The following is a 16,848-nucleotide window of genomic DNA, read 5'->3' on the forward strand; positions in this document are numbered from 1 at the left end:
GCGATCAAGCCGATGATCGCCACTGGCGGGGCGGACGTGATGCGTCGTTCGGAATGATCGCGATCATGATCAGAAACAGACCGACGACGATATGGTTTTGGTGAATCGGGGGCGGGGGAAGTTCCGCAAAACGCCCCCAGAATGTCAGCCCGGTCGCGACGACCAGAATCAACACGTGCGCATGCCGCGTCGGGGACCAGTACGACAACCCGGCAAGTATCGCAACCAGCAACGCGATCAACGAGTCGACCAGCACAAACGATTCGCTGTCTTGGACCCGAAACACAAACGGGCTGGCCGCCAGCCACACCGCGGTCATGATTTCAACGACCCGTCCCCACATCACGCCGTCCCCCGTGACAACAAGGTTTCCGCCGCGCGATCGATCGCGTCACTGCGATTGCCCCAAAATGCATCCCACACGATTCGTAGATCGTGGTTCTGTTGCCAAACAATCCACAAGTAGGTCAGAGACGCCCGGACCTCATCCCACGCCCAGTAAACGAGGATCAAGGAGATCACCGCCGTCACCAGGCACAGAAAGCACCATGAACCGACGATGAACGCCTGGAACAGGACCAACACGACGCTGACAATCCCCAGCGGAATCACATCGATGCCGAACAGGATCACCAACCAGGGGCGGTACTGCCACCGCCGCGTGGACCCGGCCAATCCCAAAATCGCGTCACCGAGGTAGGCCAGTACTCCGAGCGCAGCATCATGGATGCCGAGGATGCCGTACATTTGCCCGGCCGTCTTCGACTTCAAGACCTCCGCCGTGCCACTGCCAAAGAACGGATCCCAGGCGGTTTCGATCAGCCCCCATTGGTACAGCGACAAGTGCGTGGAGATGACCGCGGCGACGAATGCCAGAATGCAAATCGGAATCCGCTGTGACCACGCCGACGGGTTGTGTGAATAGGGCGGGACGTTGCGGTCCAAGTCGTCGACAGGGAGTGTTGCGTGCGACATCGGTGTTACCGGTTCAGGCCGTTCTTGCGATACCACTGATCGGGATCCTGCTTCAAGCCGTCAATGATCGTCGGCAACCGGTCGATCAGCCGACGCTTTGGTTCCCAACCGAGCAGCTGTTTGGCCCGCGAGAGATCCAGTGCGTAGTGGTCATCGGCCATGTTGACCATAAAAGGCTTGATGAACGCTTCGCCATCGGACAGCGTGTCGGTGACCGAAGCGCCGACTTTCGCAAGCGGTTTGGGAACACACAGCGTCGTCCACCGCTCGCCGTGAACCAGTCGCCCGATTTCATCTTGAAGCGTTTCGTAGGAGGGGGGATCGGGCTCGCCGATCAAAATGGCCGTCTTGGCTTCGATTTGATCGCGTCGCTCGACGGTCGCCACGACCGCATCGACCGCGTCGTCGAGATGAACCGCCGCTTGTCCGGTCTCGGTGTCGCCGGGAAAAAAATAGCTTTGGAAATCCTTCTCGTGAATGCGTTTAATCTGCTGCACGATCGTCGGTTGACGTCCGTCATCGGTGTAGACACCGGCGATCCGCAAGAACACCGATCGCACTCCGGGGTGGCCTTCACGAATCAGCCGTTCGGTGCGGATTTTGCTTTCCGGATACGGCCATTTCGCCAACAGCGGATCGGTTTCGCTGATGTGTTGGCCCGGTTCACAGGGTGCGTGCACCAGCATCGTGCTGCTGAAAATGAATTGTTGCAGCTCAAACTCGTTCAAGGCGTTGAGCAACCGATCGGTGCCATGGACCGTGACTTCGTCATACGCTTCGCTGTCTTCGCCGGAAAAATCATAATACGCCGCCAGATGAACAACGCTGGCGAGCTTGCCGTCGGTGCGCCGTCGAACATCCGCGACCGCGCCGCGGACATTCTCGTAGCTGGTCAGGTCGCACTCAATGTCATGCACGTTGGCGCAACGCTTCGGCGGCTCGGGCAACCCGACTCGATCGAATCCGAAAACTTCATAGCCGCGATCGGCCAGTTCGCGGCAAACCGGTTGGCCCAGCAGACCCGAGCTTCCCGTGACGAGGACGGCAGGACGTGGTACAGACATGAATCACTCCGCTTGGAAAAAAAATCGTTCGCAATTTGTTTCTGCAAACAGCATGCCACTGCGAACCCCCGAAGACGCCTCCACAGATGACAACGTCGCGTCATGCGGCCATCTGTCGTTGCTGCGCAACGCGATCCCTGGTGATGTTCAACAGGGCATAAAAAAACGCTGCGACCATCGGACCGACAAAAATGCCCCACAACCCCATCAACTTGAGAGCTCCCAGCACGGTCACCAAAGCGACAAACGGATGCAGCTTTGCTTGGTTACCGATCACATAGGCACGAACCAGATTGTCCGATGACGAGACAATCGCGGCGCCGTACACTGCCAGCCCGATTCCGGACGCGTAGTGCCCATCGAACAACAGCCACGCCGCGACGCAGCCCCAGACGGCGGCGGATCCCAGCACCGGGACGAATGACGAGAACATCGTCAGCACGATCAGCAGCCAAACGTTCGGAACGCCTAACACCGCGAATGCAACGCCCGATAACGTCGCTTGCACCACGCCCGCCACCACGGTCCCCAATACAACGCCGCGACAGACCGATTGGAAACGATCGGTCAACCGTCGCTCCTCCTGGTTTTTCAGCGGCATCATGCGATGCAATTCCCGCAAAAACACATCGCGATCGGCGAGGAAATAGTACAGAGCCAGCATCATGATCGCCAAGCTGACGGCGAACGTGAAGAAATCCGAGAGCAACCCGCGAGTCTTGTTGTACAACTCCGCCGCCACGCCGTCGGTGATCCGCGAAGCCGCTCGCCTCAATTGCTCTCGATGCCCCCGCGGCAAGTGGTTGTCGAGCTGCTCGATCGCACTGCCGATCCTTGTTTCTTCGATGATCTCGACCGTTTGGTCGATCCCGTTGTTTGACGGCGCATCGAATCGCTCCGCGACGTCCGTTCCGATCTGCATGACTTGTGTGCCGGCCATCAGCAGGGTGACGCCGATCGGCAGCAACACCGCGACGACCACCAGCAACGTCGTCGCACCGGCCGCGATTCGGATGTGACCGGCCAACCGATCGGTCAACCAACGGTGCAAGGGGGCAAACAAGACCGTCAACACCAAAGCCACGAAGATCGCCACGAGAAACGGCTTGATGACATGGAAGAACAGCAGCCCGGACAGTGCGACCGTGCCGATCAAAAGCCAGAACGAAAGATGACGTGGCATGTCTGGCTGCTCCTAGCTCGTTGTTCCGGGCTCGTTGGTCACGCGTCCGTGGCGGAACTGATGTTGGCCGCTTTCGCCGTGCTCGTCTCGCCGGGTTGACGCGACTCCCAACTTTTCAGTTGGTCAAACTTGTTTTGCAGTTGCTCGGTCAGGCCCGTCAATGCTCCACCGCGATGCATCGCGGGGTCGCGGCACATGTCTTTGACACGGTTTTCTAACTCGACTTGCAACGTCCGGTCGGCCTGGCGAGCATAGCCGCTCATCAACAGCGCCTTCAGCAACTCGTCAACCGCCGCGTCGTCCATCGTCGGATCCGACGAAGTGTTCTCAAGCCGCGTGCAGCAAATCGAGGCAAGCTTGTCGAGCTGTTTTTCGATCTGCGGATTTGTTTTACTCATGTTTCGTTTTTCAGTTTGAAGCTCGTTGATAAACAGATGATCTGCTGTGGCCCACTCCATCGCCGTCGAATGGCTGCAGCGTTTGAAAGGGGCAGCAATCGATATGCCAAAGCGTCGCGACCCGGCGTGCCCCTCCCCGGGGCCATCCCGAACAGCGCCCGCTTCAGTGAAAGCGTGCCATTGAATTGCGTGAGAATGATCGCCAGGACTTTCGGCGCGGTCTGAATGGCATGTTCGTTGCATCGGCGATCGAAGATGATTGAATTCACCGAACTACCGCTGCCGGCCAACGTCGCGATCTTCGCGGCCGGATCGATCCTCGTTTGGTTGGCAGGCACAAAACTCAGTCGTTACGTCGATCTGTTCGCCGATCGAACAGGGATCGGTAAAGCATTCGCCGGTGCTTTGTTGCTCGGTGGGGCGACCAGCCTGCCGGAATTGGCAACGACCTGCACCGCCGCATACTCAGGCGCGGCGCAGTTGGCGGGAGCGAACTTGCTTGGCGGAGTCACCATGCAAATCGCCGTGCTGGCAATCATCGACGCGGTGGTGTTGCGAGGCCGACCGCTGACGCTGTTCTCGCCGCAATCCTCCTTGCTGATGGTCGGTGTGATGTTGATTGCGCTCATTGCGCTCGCCTCCGCCGCGCTCAGCAGCGGCGAATTGTGGTCGATCGCCCACCTTGGCGTCTGGCCGGTGGTGTTGTTCGGTTTCTATGTCTTTTCCGTGTGGGTGATCTATCGCTACGAAGGCGACCCACGCTGGAAGCCGAGTGGAGAGCTGGCCCAGCCGCCCGAATCGGCCCGAGACCTAAAGGACGCCTACCATGCCGACTACGCAGAGACCTCGACGAAGGCGTTGGTCGGATTCTTCACGGTCGCCTCCCTCGCCGTGCTCATCGGAGGCTTCTTCGTCGCGAAAACCGGTGAAGCGATCGCGGAACAAACCGGGATCGGCCAGAGTTTTGTCGGCGCGACGTTGGTCGCGTTGGCAACCAGCCTGCCCGAGGTCAGCACGACGTATTCCGCGGTTCGATTCGGTGCCTACAGCATGGCGGCGGCGAACATCCTGGGGACCAACTCGATCGAAATCGCGTTGTTCTTGCCGGCCGACCTGACCTATCGCGACGGTGCGATTTTTGATGCCATGACCCCATCGTCCGGTTTTCTCGCCGCCTTGGGGATTGTCGTCACCAGTTTGTACCTGTGGGGAATTTTGGAACGGCGTGACCGCACGATTTTAGGCATGGGCAGCGACTCCTTCGCCGTCTTGCTGGTGTACGCAATCGGATTGGCGATCTATTCGACACTGTAAAGTCACTGCCCTGAACCGAACATCCCGTCCGCAATCACCGTGGTCGACCACCGCGCGATTTGGTTGACGATCGACCAACCGGGTGCATGAGCGACAGCCGTCGGTGCCTGGGATTTGGGCGATCTCAGTGTCGGGTCTTGCGAGTGAGATAGGCTTCCAGCCTGTCATTCCAGCGTGGGATAGGCTTCCAGCCTGTCATTCCAGCGTCGACAGACTGGAAGCCTATCCCACTTGTTCTTCCGACGGTCCCTAGTAACGAAAGATCGCCAGCAGCGTTGAGTTGCCCGGCATCTGTTCCGCCTCGCATTGGAACACCTCTCCGCCGTGACGTAGAGTCTCGATCACGGTCGAGTTGAAATGCTCCGCCTCTGATTGACTGCCGGCGATCACCAACGACTCGATGCGACCGTTGGAGGCCGCTGCGATGATTTCAGAGACGTCATCGGAACCTTGGGACTGCGCGATGGCGTTGGCGAATGGTTCCAGATCATTCTGGCCGTCACCGCTCTGCTGGTCGGCCACCGCCTGGCGGACTCGCTCTCGCAATTCATGATCGCTCCATTGCGACGGGCTTCCTTCCACCCTCGCATCGACACCTACATCCGTCGTCGCTTCGAAATGCCCGGCCACTTCGGTTGTCGCAACCAATACCAGCGGGATTCCGGTGTTGTAAACCACCGCGCCGACCTGATCACCGACCAGCGAAAGGTATTGATCGCGATCCGCCGCGATCTTGTCTTCTCCCTCGCCGTGCCCGTGATACATCGCCGTCGACGTCGCCCCGACGCCTCCGTGACTGCGGTGGCTGGTGTTCTGCAGGCTTTCTTCGGGATCACGCGGCAAAACGAGATCGTGAAAGGTGGCCGGAAGCACCTCGGTTTGAATCAGGCTGAGCGATTCGCCGTCAAATCGGAATAGACTGGCGCTGTCCCAGGTCAACGCGAGTACAAACTGACTGTCGCCTGTCGTCCGCTGACGCACCAACGGCAACAACCAAAACGAATCTCCGACGAACACACGCACTGGAATGGCTCGGTTGACGCGGATCACACGGGCTTTGTCGGGGGTCAAAAAAATCGCCAGCCCTTCGCTTTGATGTTGCCAGAAATCAAAATTGGTGGATAGCGATTCAACGGGTTCAATCATCGCGCAGTCATGCCCGGCTTCTTCGAGTTGCCGTGTCGCTTCGCCGAGCAAATTTTTGAACAGAATCGCATTCTGTTGAGTCTCGGGGCCGCAGCGGTAGGTCGGCATCAAGATCGACACACAGGGATTCGCGCTCGTATCGGCCAGTTCTTTTAAATCGCCCGCTTTCAGACGACGTGGTGAGAGTTTGTTGGTGATCGTGGACATCGCGATCTCGCTTGGGAAGGAGGAAACGTTCTGTTTCTTGCAACTCAGATGCAAACGCGATGCCGAATGCCTTCCAGCGGATTCACTGATGCATGCCGCGAGCACGCTCGAGCCACCTAAACAACACACCGTGATTGCCAGGACCGGATGATCCAATGCAGACCATCGATGGCATGGATCATGCACGACCGCCACCGTGACACGTCAACCATCCTCTCTTCTTGCTGAGATTCGCCTCATGTCGATTCATCGAGCTGCCGCGTCCCGCGCATCAAACAGTCCATCATGGTACGGAAATGAGCCCCGTTCGACGCCCGAAGTCCCGTCTCGGCTTGAATCCTTTGGACGGTCAGGGGATGTCGCCAAGGGTGTCGTCTACTTGTTCGAAACAATGCGAAAATCCATGACACTCCTGATGTTGGCCATCATGAGCACGCTGGCGAGCGCTGACGATTCCGAGACCAAATTGATTCGAGAAGTGGAACAGGCGATCCTGAATCAGACGAATGACTTTCGGAAAAAGCATGACTTGCCGCCGGTCAGTTCGGATAAAGCGTTGGACGCAACAGCATCTAGGTTTGCAACCTTTATGGCTGAGTCGGGAAAGTACGGGCACAACGCCGACGGCCGAACACCGGCTCAACGAGCGAAAGACGCCGGGTATCTGTACTGCGTTGTGCGTGAAAATATCGCTTACCGTACGAACACCGGTGAGCTGACGGCCGAGTCGCTGATCGACGTCTTTGTGCAAGGCTGGATCGATTCTCCGCCACACCGGGAAAATCTGTTGGCCGACTTCGTCACCGAAACGGGCATTTCCGTCGCATCCACCGATGGCGTGACGTATTACGCTGTCCAACTGTTCGGGCGGCCGAAATCCTCTGCGATCCAAGTCCGAGTGACCAACAAGACCAAACAAACTCGAACGCTGGTCGTCACGTCCAACGACAGCGAAGACGAGGTCGAGCTGCCATCGCGTTCAATCATCACGATGAGGCGATGTTTCCCGGCCATGTTAAGCTTGATTGATTCCGATTCGAAAATCGAAGTCAAAAAGTCCATCGAATTGGCAATCACAGACGACGGTCTGACGACTCGCTGACCACCGCATCCCGCGCCGTTTCGCCGATCGCATGGTGGACGATTCTCCGCACGTCTCCATCCGGACCGGCTGCTCCCCGCTGTCGATCCGCCCCTGTGCCTCGATCAAACAACCGATGCACGTACTCGTGGACGCACTGCAGGTCACCGGTGATTTCTAACGCCGGGCGTACCTCTTCGAGCAAGCGAAGTACCGCCGCTTTGGCGGGCCGTTTTTCGCAGCTCAGTGGATCCACCAGATCCTCGCTGATGCCATAACGTGCGGCATGCCACGTCGCGTACGACAGCAAACTCGAGCGTATCGGGCGGGTGATGCGATTCGATTGGATGTCCCGCATCGCCTGCATCACGATCGCCCGTACCAGACCTGCATAGCCGACGGTTTCTTCGACAGACAGCATCACATCGGCGCCGCGAAATTCGATCGTCGGGACTTTGGTCGGCAAGCGAATGTCCCAGTAAATGAAGCTTTCGTCCTTGATCGCCCCGGAACGCACCAGGTCATTGACGCATGCGCGATAGTCCGCGAGGTCATCGAAGTGTGGCGGCGGTCCGGCCATGGGCCACTGTGCCCAAAGCTCACGACGATAACTTGCGTAGCCCGTATCTTCTCCATCCCAATACGGTGAATTCGCCGACAAAGCCTGCAGAATCGGCAGCCAACGGCGGCAGCGGTTCATCACTCGCAATCCCGTTAAGCGATCTTTTATCGACACATGGACGTGACATCCAAAGATCAGCATGTCGCGGGCGATCTGTTGGAATCGCTGGCTCATCACCTGGTATCGCCGCTTGGGGGTGAATGAGTCCGAAGCGGGAACGGGCAACGGATTGGTTCCGGCGGCGACCAGAGCGGTATCCGTGTTTTGCGAGGCAACGATCAGAACGCCGCGCACGTGACGCACATTTTGACGCACCTCATCCAGCGTCTTGCAAACCTTTGACGCCATTTCAATTTGAGTGAGGTGAAGCTCGTGCTGGATTTCCGCCGCCGTCTGTTGGCCGATTTGCTCGATCACCCGCTTGCAATTGGGCAGCAATCGTCCGCTTTCGGGATCGACAAGCTGGTACTCTTCTTCGACGCCGATCGAAGGGATGAAGTTGTCCATCACGTCGTTTTCTTGTGTAATCAGGCGAGCTGTGATCAGAAGAGGTCGCAGTTGCCGGAATGTCGGACCAGTGAAAATTGCGCGCTTCAGCGTTTCTTCGAGAGGTAACGGTTGTAGGCGCTTGATGAGGCACGCCGCGACGCGATTCGCACGATGCCGACGAGGGCGCCGGAGACGGCGCCCCATAACAAGGCGTCTTTCCAGTCAACTTCCGATGACGCGGGGTTCTTGGGGGGATCACGATCGAGCGTCGTCCGCCAACCGGCCTGAAGCGCGTTGCGTGCCACCAACGTGGCGCCTATCGCAGCGGCGTAGGCCAGCAAGTTTTCCGTCTTTCCGATCCCGACATTGCGTTCGTTCGGCTCATCGCCAAAGCGGTTCGTCGCCGTCTCGCGCAGATCACTCAACTTGTCTTGCATCTGGTCAATCATCTTTATTTCCTCGGTAGGGTGAATCAGGCGGGTGCCTGGTCGGCGTGATGTCAGCGGGCGAGTTGACGTAGATCTTTTCGCCGCAGTTTGGGCATGCGACGGCACGATCGTGCACATCAGCTCCGCAGCCGGGACAGGGAATCACGTTCAACGGCGCAGCGTTCTTGTCGAATGGCATCAGTAGTCCACCCTCTCGTCGGCCCCGTTGAACCGAGCTTCATAGTCGATCTGCCGAAGGTAAGATTTCAACGCGCTGAATTCCTGGGGATCCAATTTGTCTTTGATCGAATCGACCGCTTCGTGAATCAAGTTGACCATTCGATGGACCTTGGCATAGTCCATGCGTCGATACACTTCACCGGGACTGGAGCGTTTTGCGAATGTCTCTTCGATGGGCCGGCGGTACGGTCCAAGGGCGCGATGGTCTAACGGCCGAGGCCAATACAGTTCGCCAGATTGCCGATCGATTTGGTTCTCGCTCAAACGATCTGGGGCCATTCGTTTTCCGATTTCTCGACGCTTCTCTTCCGACAGGGGTTCGTTTTCCTCGGCAATTTCCTCGTCCCGCAAATCACGCAGTTCGTAGTATTGCTCGACCCGTTCCTTGCGGTTCTTGAGCCGCAAGGCAAGCGCTTGTTGCAGTTGTTCAGCCGACAAGGATCTTAGGTATGCCCCTTTTCCCAAGCCGGTCGCCAATTCGCCGCGCGATTCTAGGATGTCGCCCGCCGCGGTTGTGTTGTCATCGTCGTCCAGCAATCCGTCGTCGGCGATTGCGATAGTGACGAACAGTGTCGTTAGGAAAAAGGCAGCCAGTCGCATGGTTCTCTCGGTCTTTGGAGGTGGTGGAAAAATCGATGCGGTTGTCGGCCGGACGGCAGACTGGTCCGATCTGAACAGCCGTCGGAGGGTGACTACATCGAAACAGAGGCATTGGCTTCGGCGTCTGTTGCGGGCCGTTCGCCTTGCAGATAGGCCTTGCCGGCTTTCAACAGATACTTCACGCCGGTCAAACCCGAGTGGTCCCAGTATTCGCCTTGTGAGGGTTCGATCCGCAACAACAAGATCGTGTCACTGGACTTGCCCTCGGGAAACCAAACCTTCCAGCCTTCGCTCCATAGTTCGTCCAGCTTCGCTTGATCGTCACTCGGATGCGCAGTCCCCGAGAGCGACACAAATTTGCTTGACGATTGCATGGTCACTGCGACCTCTGAATCGAGCATCAAATCGGAAACCTTGCCCGAGTTGCGTTCGGTGACGAACCAGAGTTGGCCGTCCTCTTCTACTTGAGCGACTGCCATCGGTCGAGCGTTGATCGATCCATCCACTCCGCGGGTGACGAGCATCGCCGTGTCGAAGTCCTTCAGTAGGTCGATCAGTTTCTTGTGAGTGTTCATGTACTTGTCCTTGCTGTCTATTCTGTGAGTCAATTGCTAATCGATGACGGTTGCGAGTGGCGCCTACGCGGTTTGCTTGGCATGCCGACCTTCGGCGAACTCTTCAATCGCTTTGTCGCAGAACGAGGGCAGATCGCCGGGGTTTCGGCTGGTCACCAAGCCCTGATCACAGACGCATTTTTGGTCGACCCACTCGGCGCCGGCGTTCTTTAGATCCGTCTTCAAGCTCGGCCACGACGTGACCTTGCGCCCGCGGACGACATCGGCTTCGATCAACGTCCAAGGCCCGTGGCAGATCGCAGCCACCGGCTTGTGTTGTTTGAAAAAGTCGCGGACAAACTGGACGCAATCTTCCGACATCCGCAACGCATCTGGATTGACAACGCCTCCGGGCAACACGAGTCCGTCGAAGTTTTCAGCAGAGGCCGAGTGGACGGACTGGTCAACTTTAAAAGTGTCAGCCTTTTCATCATGGTTCATGCCCTGGATTTCACCGGACTTCGGCGACACCAGCACCACTTCGGCGCCCGCGTTTTGCAGCGCCTCCCATGGCTCGGTTAGCTCCACTTGCTCAAAGCCGTCGGTTGCGAGAAAGGCGATTCGTTTTTCTTTGAGCGTCTGCTTACTCATTCTGCTCTCCTGAACGGAAACGTCATGGTTCATGTTGAAACGGTTGGGTTCGATGTGAACGTTGCAGTTTCCATGCCAACGACGGCTTTTGGCTTCAGGAGCCATCACTGTGGAAGACAACGCCGCATCGCCGGTCGATCAGTGACCAGCGTGAGACTTTCCCGAACAGATGACATTGCCATGGACGCACGCAGCGGCGAACGATCAGTCAGGAAAAGAGCTTGTCACGACATGCCGTCTGCCCAGGGGATGGACGAGATCCTCCACCCGCGGGTTTGCTGCTGAGATAGGATGCACTCGATTGGTGTGCCGAGCATTTGAGGTCTGTCTCGGGCACAATCATTGCACTCTTGATGCCTCGATCAAAACCACGCTCATTTCCTCTCTCCCTCACGCTGTGATGACGCACGATGCCCTCCCCAAACGATGTGTGATTGCGGATGACGTGCGTTCCTCCCGAGCAAAGGTTGGAACCTGGCTCGATGATTGCGAATTCGATTGCGTGCTTGCCGAAAACGGGCTGGAAGCGTGGCGATCGATTCAAAACCATCCGCCCGATCTGCTGATCACCGACCTCGAGATGCCTGGATTGTGTGGACTGGAACTCCTTGAGAGGATTCGCCAATCCGGCAATGAGGGCATCCGTCAATTGCCCGTGTTGGTGATGACCAGTCTGCTTGACGGCCAGACGCTGAACGTTGTCCGCAAATTGGGTGGCGACGGGTTGCTTCAAAAACCACTTGACAAGGAGACGACTCTATCAGTCATCCTTGACTTGATCGCGGGCAAGCAATGTCTACAACAGATCAATGTGTCAGGTGAGGATTCCATACCGAGGAGCGATGGAGTGATTTCACCCACGCTCCGACGACTCCTCAAGACTGTCGCCAAGGGTGAACCGTCCCGATAGCCGATTTGCCACAGCTCGTCTCGGGCAGGTTTGGCGTCATTTCGGCTTTGTCCGACGACTCGAATTCCGCCTGCAATCCGAGCGTATCCGCACGGGCGAACGGGTCGATCAATGCGGTGCATGTGTCCGGCTCGCGGCCGCTAGGATTTTTTCCGTTTCCGATTTTTTCCCTGGAGCGGTGTTGTCCGATCATTCTGGGGGTGAAGGGCTGCTGGTTTGCCATCTTCTGCCCTGAGTCGGGTGGGAGCCTGCCGTTCAAACGGCACGCCGTTTGCGGCTCGTTTGAACACCATTGAAAGGTCCACCTCGAGAGGAGTCGTCGATGCCGCGCGCAACCGTCTCGCATTCTCTACCGCTGACTCTGGCCATGGCGCTGACTCTGGTCCTGTGCACGAACGTCGTCACTGCCGAGCCGTCACCGCTGCGTTGGGATCGCTCGGAGTCGTCGGTCGCGCTCGTTCGTGGGCAACAGATCATTTGGCAATTCAATCATGGCGCCACTTTGGATGTTCCGTACTTTCACCCGTTGAGCACCGGGGGCGGCCGCGTGCTGACCTGGGATCAGCCACCCGATCATGCATGGCATCACGGTTTGTGGTTCGGTTGGAAATACATCAATGGTGTCAACTACTGGGAACATGACCGACAAACGGGCAAGCCGGCCGGACGCACCGAGACGACTGGCGTCCAGGTCGAAACGCGTGATGATCATTCGGCCCGCCTCTTGCTTGCGTTGGCCTACCATGCCGGTGGCGACGAGGAAGTCGTGCTTCGCGAACGACGACGGATCGACATCTCCGCCCCGAATGCCCACGACGAATACACCTTGGATTGGACGGCCCAGTTCACCGCGGGCAACGGCAGCGTGGAATTGGACCGCACGCCGCCCAAGGAACAATCGTGGGGCGGCTATGCGGGGTTGTCGGTCCGTTTCGCCAAAGCGTTGGGTGATCGTCAAGCATCCAGTGATCAAGGTCCGGTGCAGTTCGGACCTGGCGACCGGCACCGCAGCCGAGCGAGCTCAATCGACTACAGCGGCGTCATCGACGGTGATCGGGTTGGGATGGCGATTCTGGATCATCCCGATAATCCCCGCCACCCCACGCCCTGGTACATCATCCGCAGCCCCGTCACGGGCTACATGAACGCTGCCCTGTTGAACGATGAACCGATGACGATCGAACCGGGCGGACGCATGACGCTGCGTTATCGAGTGATCGTGCATCCGCTTCGCTGGGACGCGGCACGCCTGAAAACAGAACAAACAAGGTTCCTACAATCTTCCCCTTCATTTTGAGAGCCAGACTCCCATGGGCACGACATCGATCCGCCGTCGCGGTTTCCTCAAAGCATCCGCCGCGTCGATCGCCTGCATCGGCGTTCCAACCATCGTTCCGTCCTACGTCTTGGGCAAGGACGCGCCCAGCAATACGTTGCGGATCGGCTGTATCGGTACCGGACGGATGGGGCATGGGGACATGAATGCCTGTTTGCGCAGCGGTTTGGACCCGCAGACCAACGCCCATATCGTGGCCGTCTGCGACCTCGATCGGCGGCGGGTGGAGCACGCAAGACAGCAATGCGACGAGATTTATTCAGACAAATTGACCGATCGTCCCGGACCGACGATCGAAATGTTTGACGACTATCGCGAGTTGCTTTCACGCGAAGACATCGACGGCGTGACGATTTCGACGCCGGACCACTGGCACGCATTGGTCGCGATCGCCGCGGCTGAATCCGGCAAGGCCATCTATTTGCAAAAGCCGTTGACCCATACGATTGCCGAAGGGCAAAAACTGGTCGCGGCAGTGAGAAAAAACAATGTCATCTTGCAGACCGGATCGCAGCAACGTTCCGATCACCGATTTCGCTTGGCCTGTGAACTGGTTCGCAGCGGACGCATCGGCAAACTGCATACGATTCGCGTCCAACTGCCGACCGATCATGGAACGGGAGAGGACGTCACGATGTCGGTTCCCGAGCAACTGAACTACGACATGTGGCTCGGCCCGACACCCCGGATGCCCTACACCGAACATCGTGTGCATCCGCAATCGGACTTCAGTCGACCGGGTTGGCTGCAGATCGAATCCTATTGCCGCGGCATGATCACCGGCTGGGGCGCGCACATGTTTGACATCGCCCAATGGGGACATGACTCCGATGATTCCGGACCGGTCGAGATGGAGGCGAGTGGTGAATTCCCCGACCGCGGATTGTTCAACGTCCACACCGAGTTTCAGGCCGAAGGACGCTATGCCGACGGGGTCAACCTGTTGGCCAGTTCGGGCACACCGGCCGGTGTGACGTTCGAAGGAGATGCCGGATCGATTGTGGTCACTCGCTCCAGTTTGACCGCCCAGCCGGGTGGCATTCTGCGAGAGCCGATCGGTGAGGGTGAAGTGCATCTCTACCACAGTGACAACCACATGCAGAACTTTCTCCAGTGCATGCGGACACACCAAGAGCCGATCTGTCCGGTCGAAGTCGGACATCGCTCCAACAGCATTTGCGTGATCACGCATCTGGCCATGAAGCTGGGACGAAAACTTCGCTGGAACCCGGTGACCGAGCGGTTCGTCGACGATCAAGCGGCCAACGACATGCTGGACTATGAACATCGTAAACCGTGGACCGTTTGACTCGCTGGAACAAGATGAATGAGATTTCTGTCGCTCGCAGGATGGCTGACGGTCGTCGTCGCGACTGCCGCACCACCATCGGTCGAACTGCAATTGCAGGACGAGGCCAAGCAGTTGGTCGTCCGGGTCGAAGGCCAGCCGGCGATGGCGTACCAGTTCGGCGATGAATTTGCCCTGCCGCACTTTTGGCCGCTTCGCAGTCCCTCGGAAAAACTGCTGACCGTCCAAAGACCAGATCCCTATCCGCACCACCGATCACTGTGGATTGCCGACAAAGTGCAGATGGGTGACGGTCCAGTAGTGGATTTTTACCACAGCTGGAAAAACTTGCGGCGTCCGTCAAAACCAGCCGATGGGTTTCGTCACTTCATTCGTCACCAACGCTTCAGTGAAATGAAAACGGAAGGCGCGACGGCGCTGATTGAGATCGAATTGCAGTGGATCGTCGATGACAACAGGCCCCTACTCGATGAGCATCGAAAACTGCGCCTCGTCGCCCTCGGTAACGGTGCGTACTTCTTCGATTTGACTTGGAACTTGCAGCCGCACGAGGGTGACGTCAAGTTCCTGAGCGATGGCGTGCACTACGCTTGGCCGTATGTTCGGATGCATCCCCAATTCAGCGGCGAACAGGGTGGCGTGTTGACCAATGACGAAGGGCGACGCGGGCAGGCCGGCACGAACGACCAGACGGCTCGTTGGATCGATTACTCCAACACCGTCGCGGGCGAAACCGAGGGTTTGGCCCTCTTCGTCTATCCTGACGACACCCCGCCTCAGTGGCTGACGCGCGAGTACGGCACGTTCGGACCACGTCGCGCGGAAAAGTGGAGCGGAACAAAGTTCACACTCCGCGCCGGCGAGTCCTTGCACGGTCGCGTCGGGGTGTTCGTTCATCGTGGCGATGCCAAGTCGGGCCGGGTTGCGGAACATTACCGCCAATACGTCGAGGACAAACTGTGAAACTACATCGACGCGAGTTCGCGGCGGCGGTTGCGGCGGCGGCTGCCCCGGTTGTTCGATTCGCCCGTGGGCAGGAACCCGCCACCATGAAGATCGATCGCATCGAGCTGTTCCCCTTGCGCTATCCGCTGACCGGCTACTTCAAGTTCTTTACCGGGCCGCACGGTTCGCTGGGGCGTGCAGCGATCGTGATCAAAATCACCGCAGACGACGGAACGGTGGGTTGGGGCCAGAGCATTCCGATCGCAAAATGGAGTTACGAAACCCTCGAGACGGCCACGATCGTGCTGCGCGAGTATTTTACGCCGGCGATGGTCGGCCGCGATCCGACCGACATCGACGGCGCCCTGGCGGCGATGGACTCGGTGATCGCGCCCGGATTTACCACCGGCATGCCGATCACCCGCGCCGGCGTGGACCTGGCGCTTCATGACTTGATGGGCAAGGTGCGCGGTCAATCGCTGGCGCAGATGTGGGGGCGCGAACCCGGTGGACCGATCACGCTCAGCTGGACCGTCAACGTGAAGCGACTGGCCGATGTGGATCAAGTGATGGAAGAGGGCCGTCGTCGCGGGTACCGCCATTTCAACATCAAGGTGGCGCCCGATCCTGAATTCGACATCCAGTTGGCCCGACGCGTGCGGAAAAACGCCCCCGAGGGCTTTCTCTGGGCGGACGCCAATGGCGGCTACGATCCGGCCGCCGCGCTGGCCACCGCGCCGCGATTGGCCGATGCCGGTGTCGATGTGCTGGAGGCACCGCTGAAGCCGAATCAGATCAGCGGTTATCAACAACTCAAACAGCAAGCCGCGTTGCCGATTCTGATGGACGAAGGGGTGATCAGTCCGACCGATCTGCGCGAGTTCTACCAAGCGGGAATGTGCGATGGCGTCGCGATGAAACCGTCTCGCTGCGGCGGCTTGCATTCGGCGCGGCAACAAATTGAATTCTGTCAGCAACACGACTTGATTTGGCTGGGCAGCGGGTTGACCGATCCCGACATTTCACTGGCCGCAACCTTGGGACTCTACGGAGCCTACGGGTTGAACAAGCCCGCCGCACTCAATGGCGACCAGTTTCTAACCGCCAGCGTCCTCAGGGTGCCGCTGCGAATCGAAAAGGATCAAGTCCACGTCCCGACCGGCCCCGGCCTGGGCATCGAAGTCGATGAGCAACAGCTGCTCGAACTGATGAAACGCAGCGGCGGAGACAAACTGCTGAAGTAACGATCGGCCGGTCGATCGAAGCCCGCATGCGTATGCAAGGGGCCACTCGACGCACGGAAAACATGTGGGATAGGCTTCCAGCCTGTCGATGCTGGAATGACAGGCTGGAAGCCTATCCCACTGCAAGAGATCCGACACTCATATTCCACTCG

18 protein-coding genes are annotated in these 16,848 nt (G+C 58.3%); 7 read left to right on the plus strand and 11 right to left on the minus strand.

Annotated features, from left to right (window positions below; all coding sequences use genetic code 11):
• Window positions 1-4 precede the first annotated feature (4 nt).
• The 5 genes from Enr13x_RS26010 to Enr13x_RS26030 form a co-directional block, all read right to left on the minus strand.
• Window positions 5-343: an SPW repeat domain-containing protein gene (locus Enr13x_RS26010; protein WP_145392700.1), complete on the minus strand. Its 339-nt coding sequence runs from the start codon at window positions 341-343 to the stop codon at window positions 5-7.
• On the minus strand, window positions 343-975 hold the full coding sequence (locus Enr13x_RS26015) for a vitamin K epoxide reductase family protein (RefSeq protein ID WP_145389804.1): 633 nt from the start codon (window positions 973-975) through the stop codon (window positions 343-345). The genes Enr13x_RS26010 and Enr13x_RS26015 overlap by 1 nt, the downstream gene beginning before the upstream one ends.
• Window positions 976-980: 5 nt before the next feature.
• A complete protein-coding gene (locus Enr13x_RS26020; RefSeq protein ID WP_145389806.1) occupies window positions 981-2,039 on the minus strand; it encodes an NAD-dependent epimerase/dehydratase family protein in 1,059 nt (352 codons plus the stop codon).
• 100 nt (window positions 2,040-2,139) lie between these two features.
• Complete coding sequence (locus Enr13x_RS26025) at window positions 2,140-3,222, minus strand: AI-2E family transporter (RefSeq protein ID WP_145389808.1); 1,083 nt, start codon at window positions 3,220-3,222, stop codon at window positions 2,140-2,142.
• Between the two features lie 38 nt (window positions 3,223-3,260).
• A complete protein-coding gene (locus tag Enr13x_RS26030) occupies window positions 3,261-3,620 on the minus strand; it encodes a hypothetical protein (protein WP_145389809.1) in 360 nt (119 codons plus the stop codon).
• A gap of 255 nt (window positions 3,621-3,875) precedes the next feature.
• Here Enr13x_RS26030 and Enr13x_RS26035 point away from each other — a divergent pair, with 255 nt between their 5' ends.
• Window positions 3,876-4,934 (plus strand): sodium:calcium antiporter, encoded by a 1,059-nt coding sequence (locus tag Enr13x_RS26035; RefSeq protein WP_145389811.1) that lies wholly within the window; start codon window positions 3,876-3,878, stop codon window positions 4,932-4,934.
• A gap of 249 nt (window positions 4,935-5,183) precedes the next feature.
• Here the strand turns inward: Enr13x_RS26035 and Enr13x_RS26040 are convergent, their stop codons facing one another.
• On the minus strand, window positions 5,184-6,287 hold the full coding sequence (locus Enr13x_RS26040) for a baeRF3 domain-containing protein (RefSeq protein WP_145389813.1): 1,104 nt from the start codon (window positions 6,285-6,287) through the stop codon (window positions 5,184-5,186).
• Window positions 6,288-6,690: 403 nt separating this feature from the next.
• Between Enr13x_RS26040 and Enr13x_RS26045 the strand changes: the two genes are divergently transcribed.
• Window positions 6,691-7,389: a CAP domain-containing protein gene (locus Enr13x_RS26045; RefSeq protein ID WP_231743790.1), complete on the plus strand. Its 699-nt coding sequence runs from the start codon at window positions 6,691-6,693 to the stop codon at window positions 7,387-7,389.
• Here the strand turns inward: Enr13x_RS26045 and Enr13x_RS26050 are convergent.
• The 5 genes from Enr13x_RS26050 to Enr13x_RS26075 all read right to left on the minus strand — a co-directional run bounded on the left by Enr13x_RS26050 (window position 7,361) and on the right by Enr13x_RS26075 (window position 10,952).
• Window positions 7,361-8,497 (minus strand): carboxylate-amine ligase, encoded by a 1,137-nt coding sequence (locus Enr13x_RS26050; RefSeq protein WP_145389817.1) that lies wholly within the window; start codon window positions 8,495-8,497, stop codon window positions 7,361-7,363. The genes Enr13x_RS26045 and Enr13x_RS26050 overlap by 29 nt on opposite strands.
• 86 nt (window positions 8,498-8,583) lie before the next feature.
• Window positions 8,584-8,928, minus strand: coding sequence for a DUF4235 domain-containing protein (locus tag Enr13x_RS26055; RefSeq protein WP_231743791.1), 345 nt, complete (start codon window positions 8,926-8,928; stop codon window positions 8,584-8,586).
• A 177-nt stretch (window positions 8,929-9,105) separates the two neighbouring features.
• The gene (locus Enr13x_RS26065) at window positions 9,106-9,747 is read right to left on the minus strand and encodes a hypothetical protein (protein ID WP_145389821.1); all 642 of its coding nucleotides are present in this window, start codon (window positions 9,745-9,747) and stop codon (window positions 9,106-9,108) included.
• A gap of 92 nt (window positions 9,748-9,839) precedes the next feature.
• Complete coding sequence (locus tag Enr13x_RS26070) at window positions 9,840-10,322, minus strand: pyridoxamine 5'-phosphate oxidase family protein (protein WP_145389823.1); 483 nt, start codon at window positions 10,320-10,322, stop codon at window positions 9,840-9,842.
• A 63-nt stretch (window positions 10,323-10,385) separates the two neighbouring features.
• Window positions 10,386-10,952 (minus strand): type 1 glutamine amidotransferase domain-containing protein, encoded by a 567-nt coding sequence (locus Enr13x_RS26075; protein ID WP_145389825.1) that lies wholly within the window; start codon window positions 10,950-10,952, stop codon window positions 10,386-10,388.
• Window positions 10,953-11,352: 400 nt separating this feature from the next.
• Here Enr13x_RS26075 and Enr13x_RS26080 point away from each other — a divergent pair, with 400 nt between their 5' ends.
• From Enr13x_RS26080 to Enr13x_RS26100, 5 genes are all read left to right on the plus strand, one after another.
• Window positions 11,353-11,862 carry a response regulator gene (locus Enr13x_RS26080; protein WP_197455363.1) on the plus strand — a complete coding sequence of 170 codons (510 nt, stop codon included), beginning with the start codon at window positions 11,353-11,355 and terminating at the stop codon, window positions 11,860-11,862.
• Between the two features lie 322 nt (window positions 11,863-12,184).
• Complete coding sequence (locus Enr13x_RS26085) at window positions 12,185-13,159, plus strand: DUF6807 domain-containing protein (RefSeq protein WP_145389829.1); 975 nt, start codon at window positions 12,185-12,187, stop codon at window positions 13,157-13,159.
• A gap of 13 nt (window positions 13,160-13,172) precedes the next feature.
• The gene (locus Enr13x_RS26090) at window positions 13,173-14,507 is read left to right on the plus strand and encodes a Gfo/Idh/MocA family protein (RefSeq protein ID WP_145389831.1); all 1,335 of its coding nucleotides are present in this window, start codon (window positions 13,173-13,175) and stop codon (window positions 14,505-14,507) included.
• 18 nt (window positions 14,508-14,525) lie between these two features.
• Window positions 14,526-15,470, plus strand: a complete 945-nt coding sequence (locus Enr13x_RS26095; protein ID WP_145389833.1) for a DUF6807 family protein — start codon at window positions 14,526-14,528, stop codon at window positions 15,468-15,470.
• Complete coding sequence (locus Enr13x_RS26100) at window positions 15,467-16,696, plus strand: mandelate racemase/muconate lactonizing enzyme family protein (RefSeq protein WP_145389835.1); 1,230 nt, start codon at window positions 15,467-15,469, stop codon at window positions 16,694-16,696. The genes Enr13x_RS26095 and Enr13x_RS26100 overlap by 4 nt, the downstream gene beginning before the upstream one ends.
• The last annotated feature ends 152 nt before the right edge of the window (window positions 16,697-16,848 follow it).

The organism is Stieleria neptunia, assembly GCF_007754155.1.
Classification (GTDB): Bacteria; Planctomycetota; Planctomycetia; order Pirellulales; family Pirellulaceae; genus Stieleria; species Stieleria neptunia.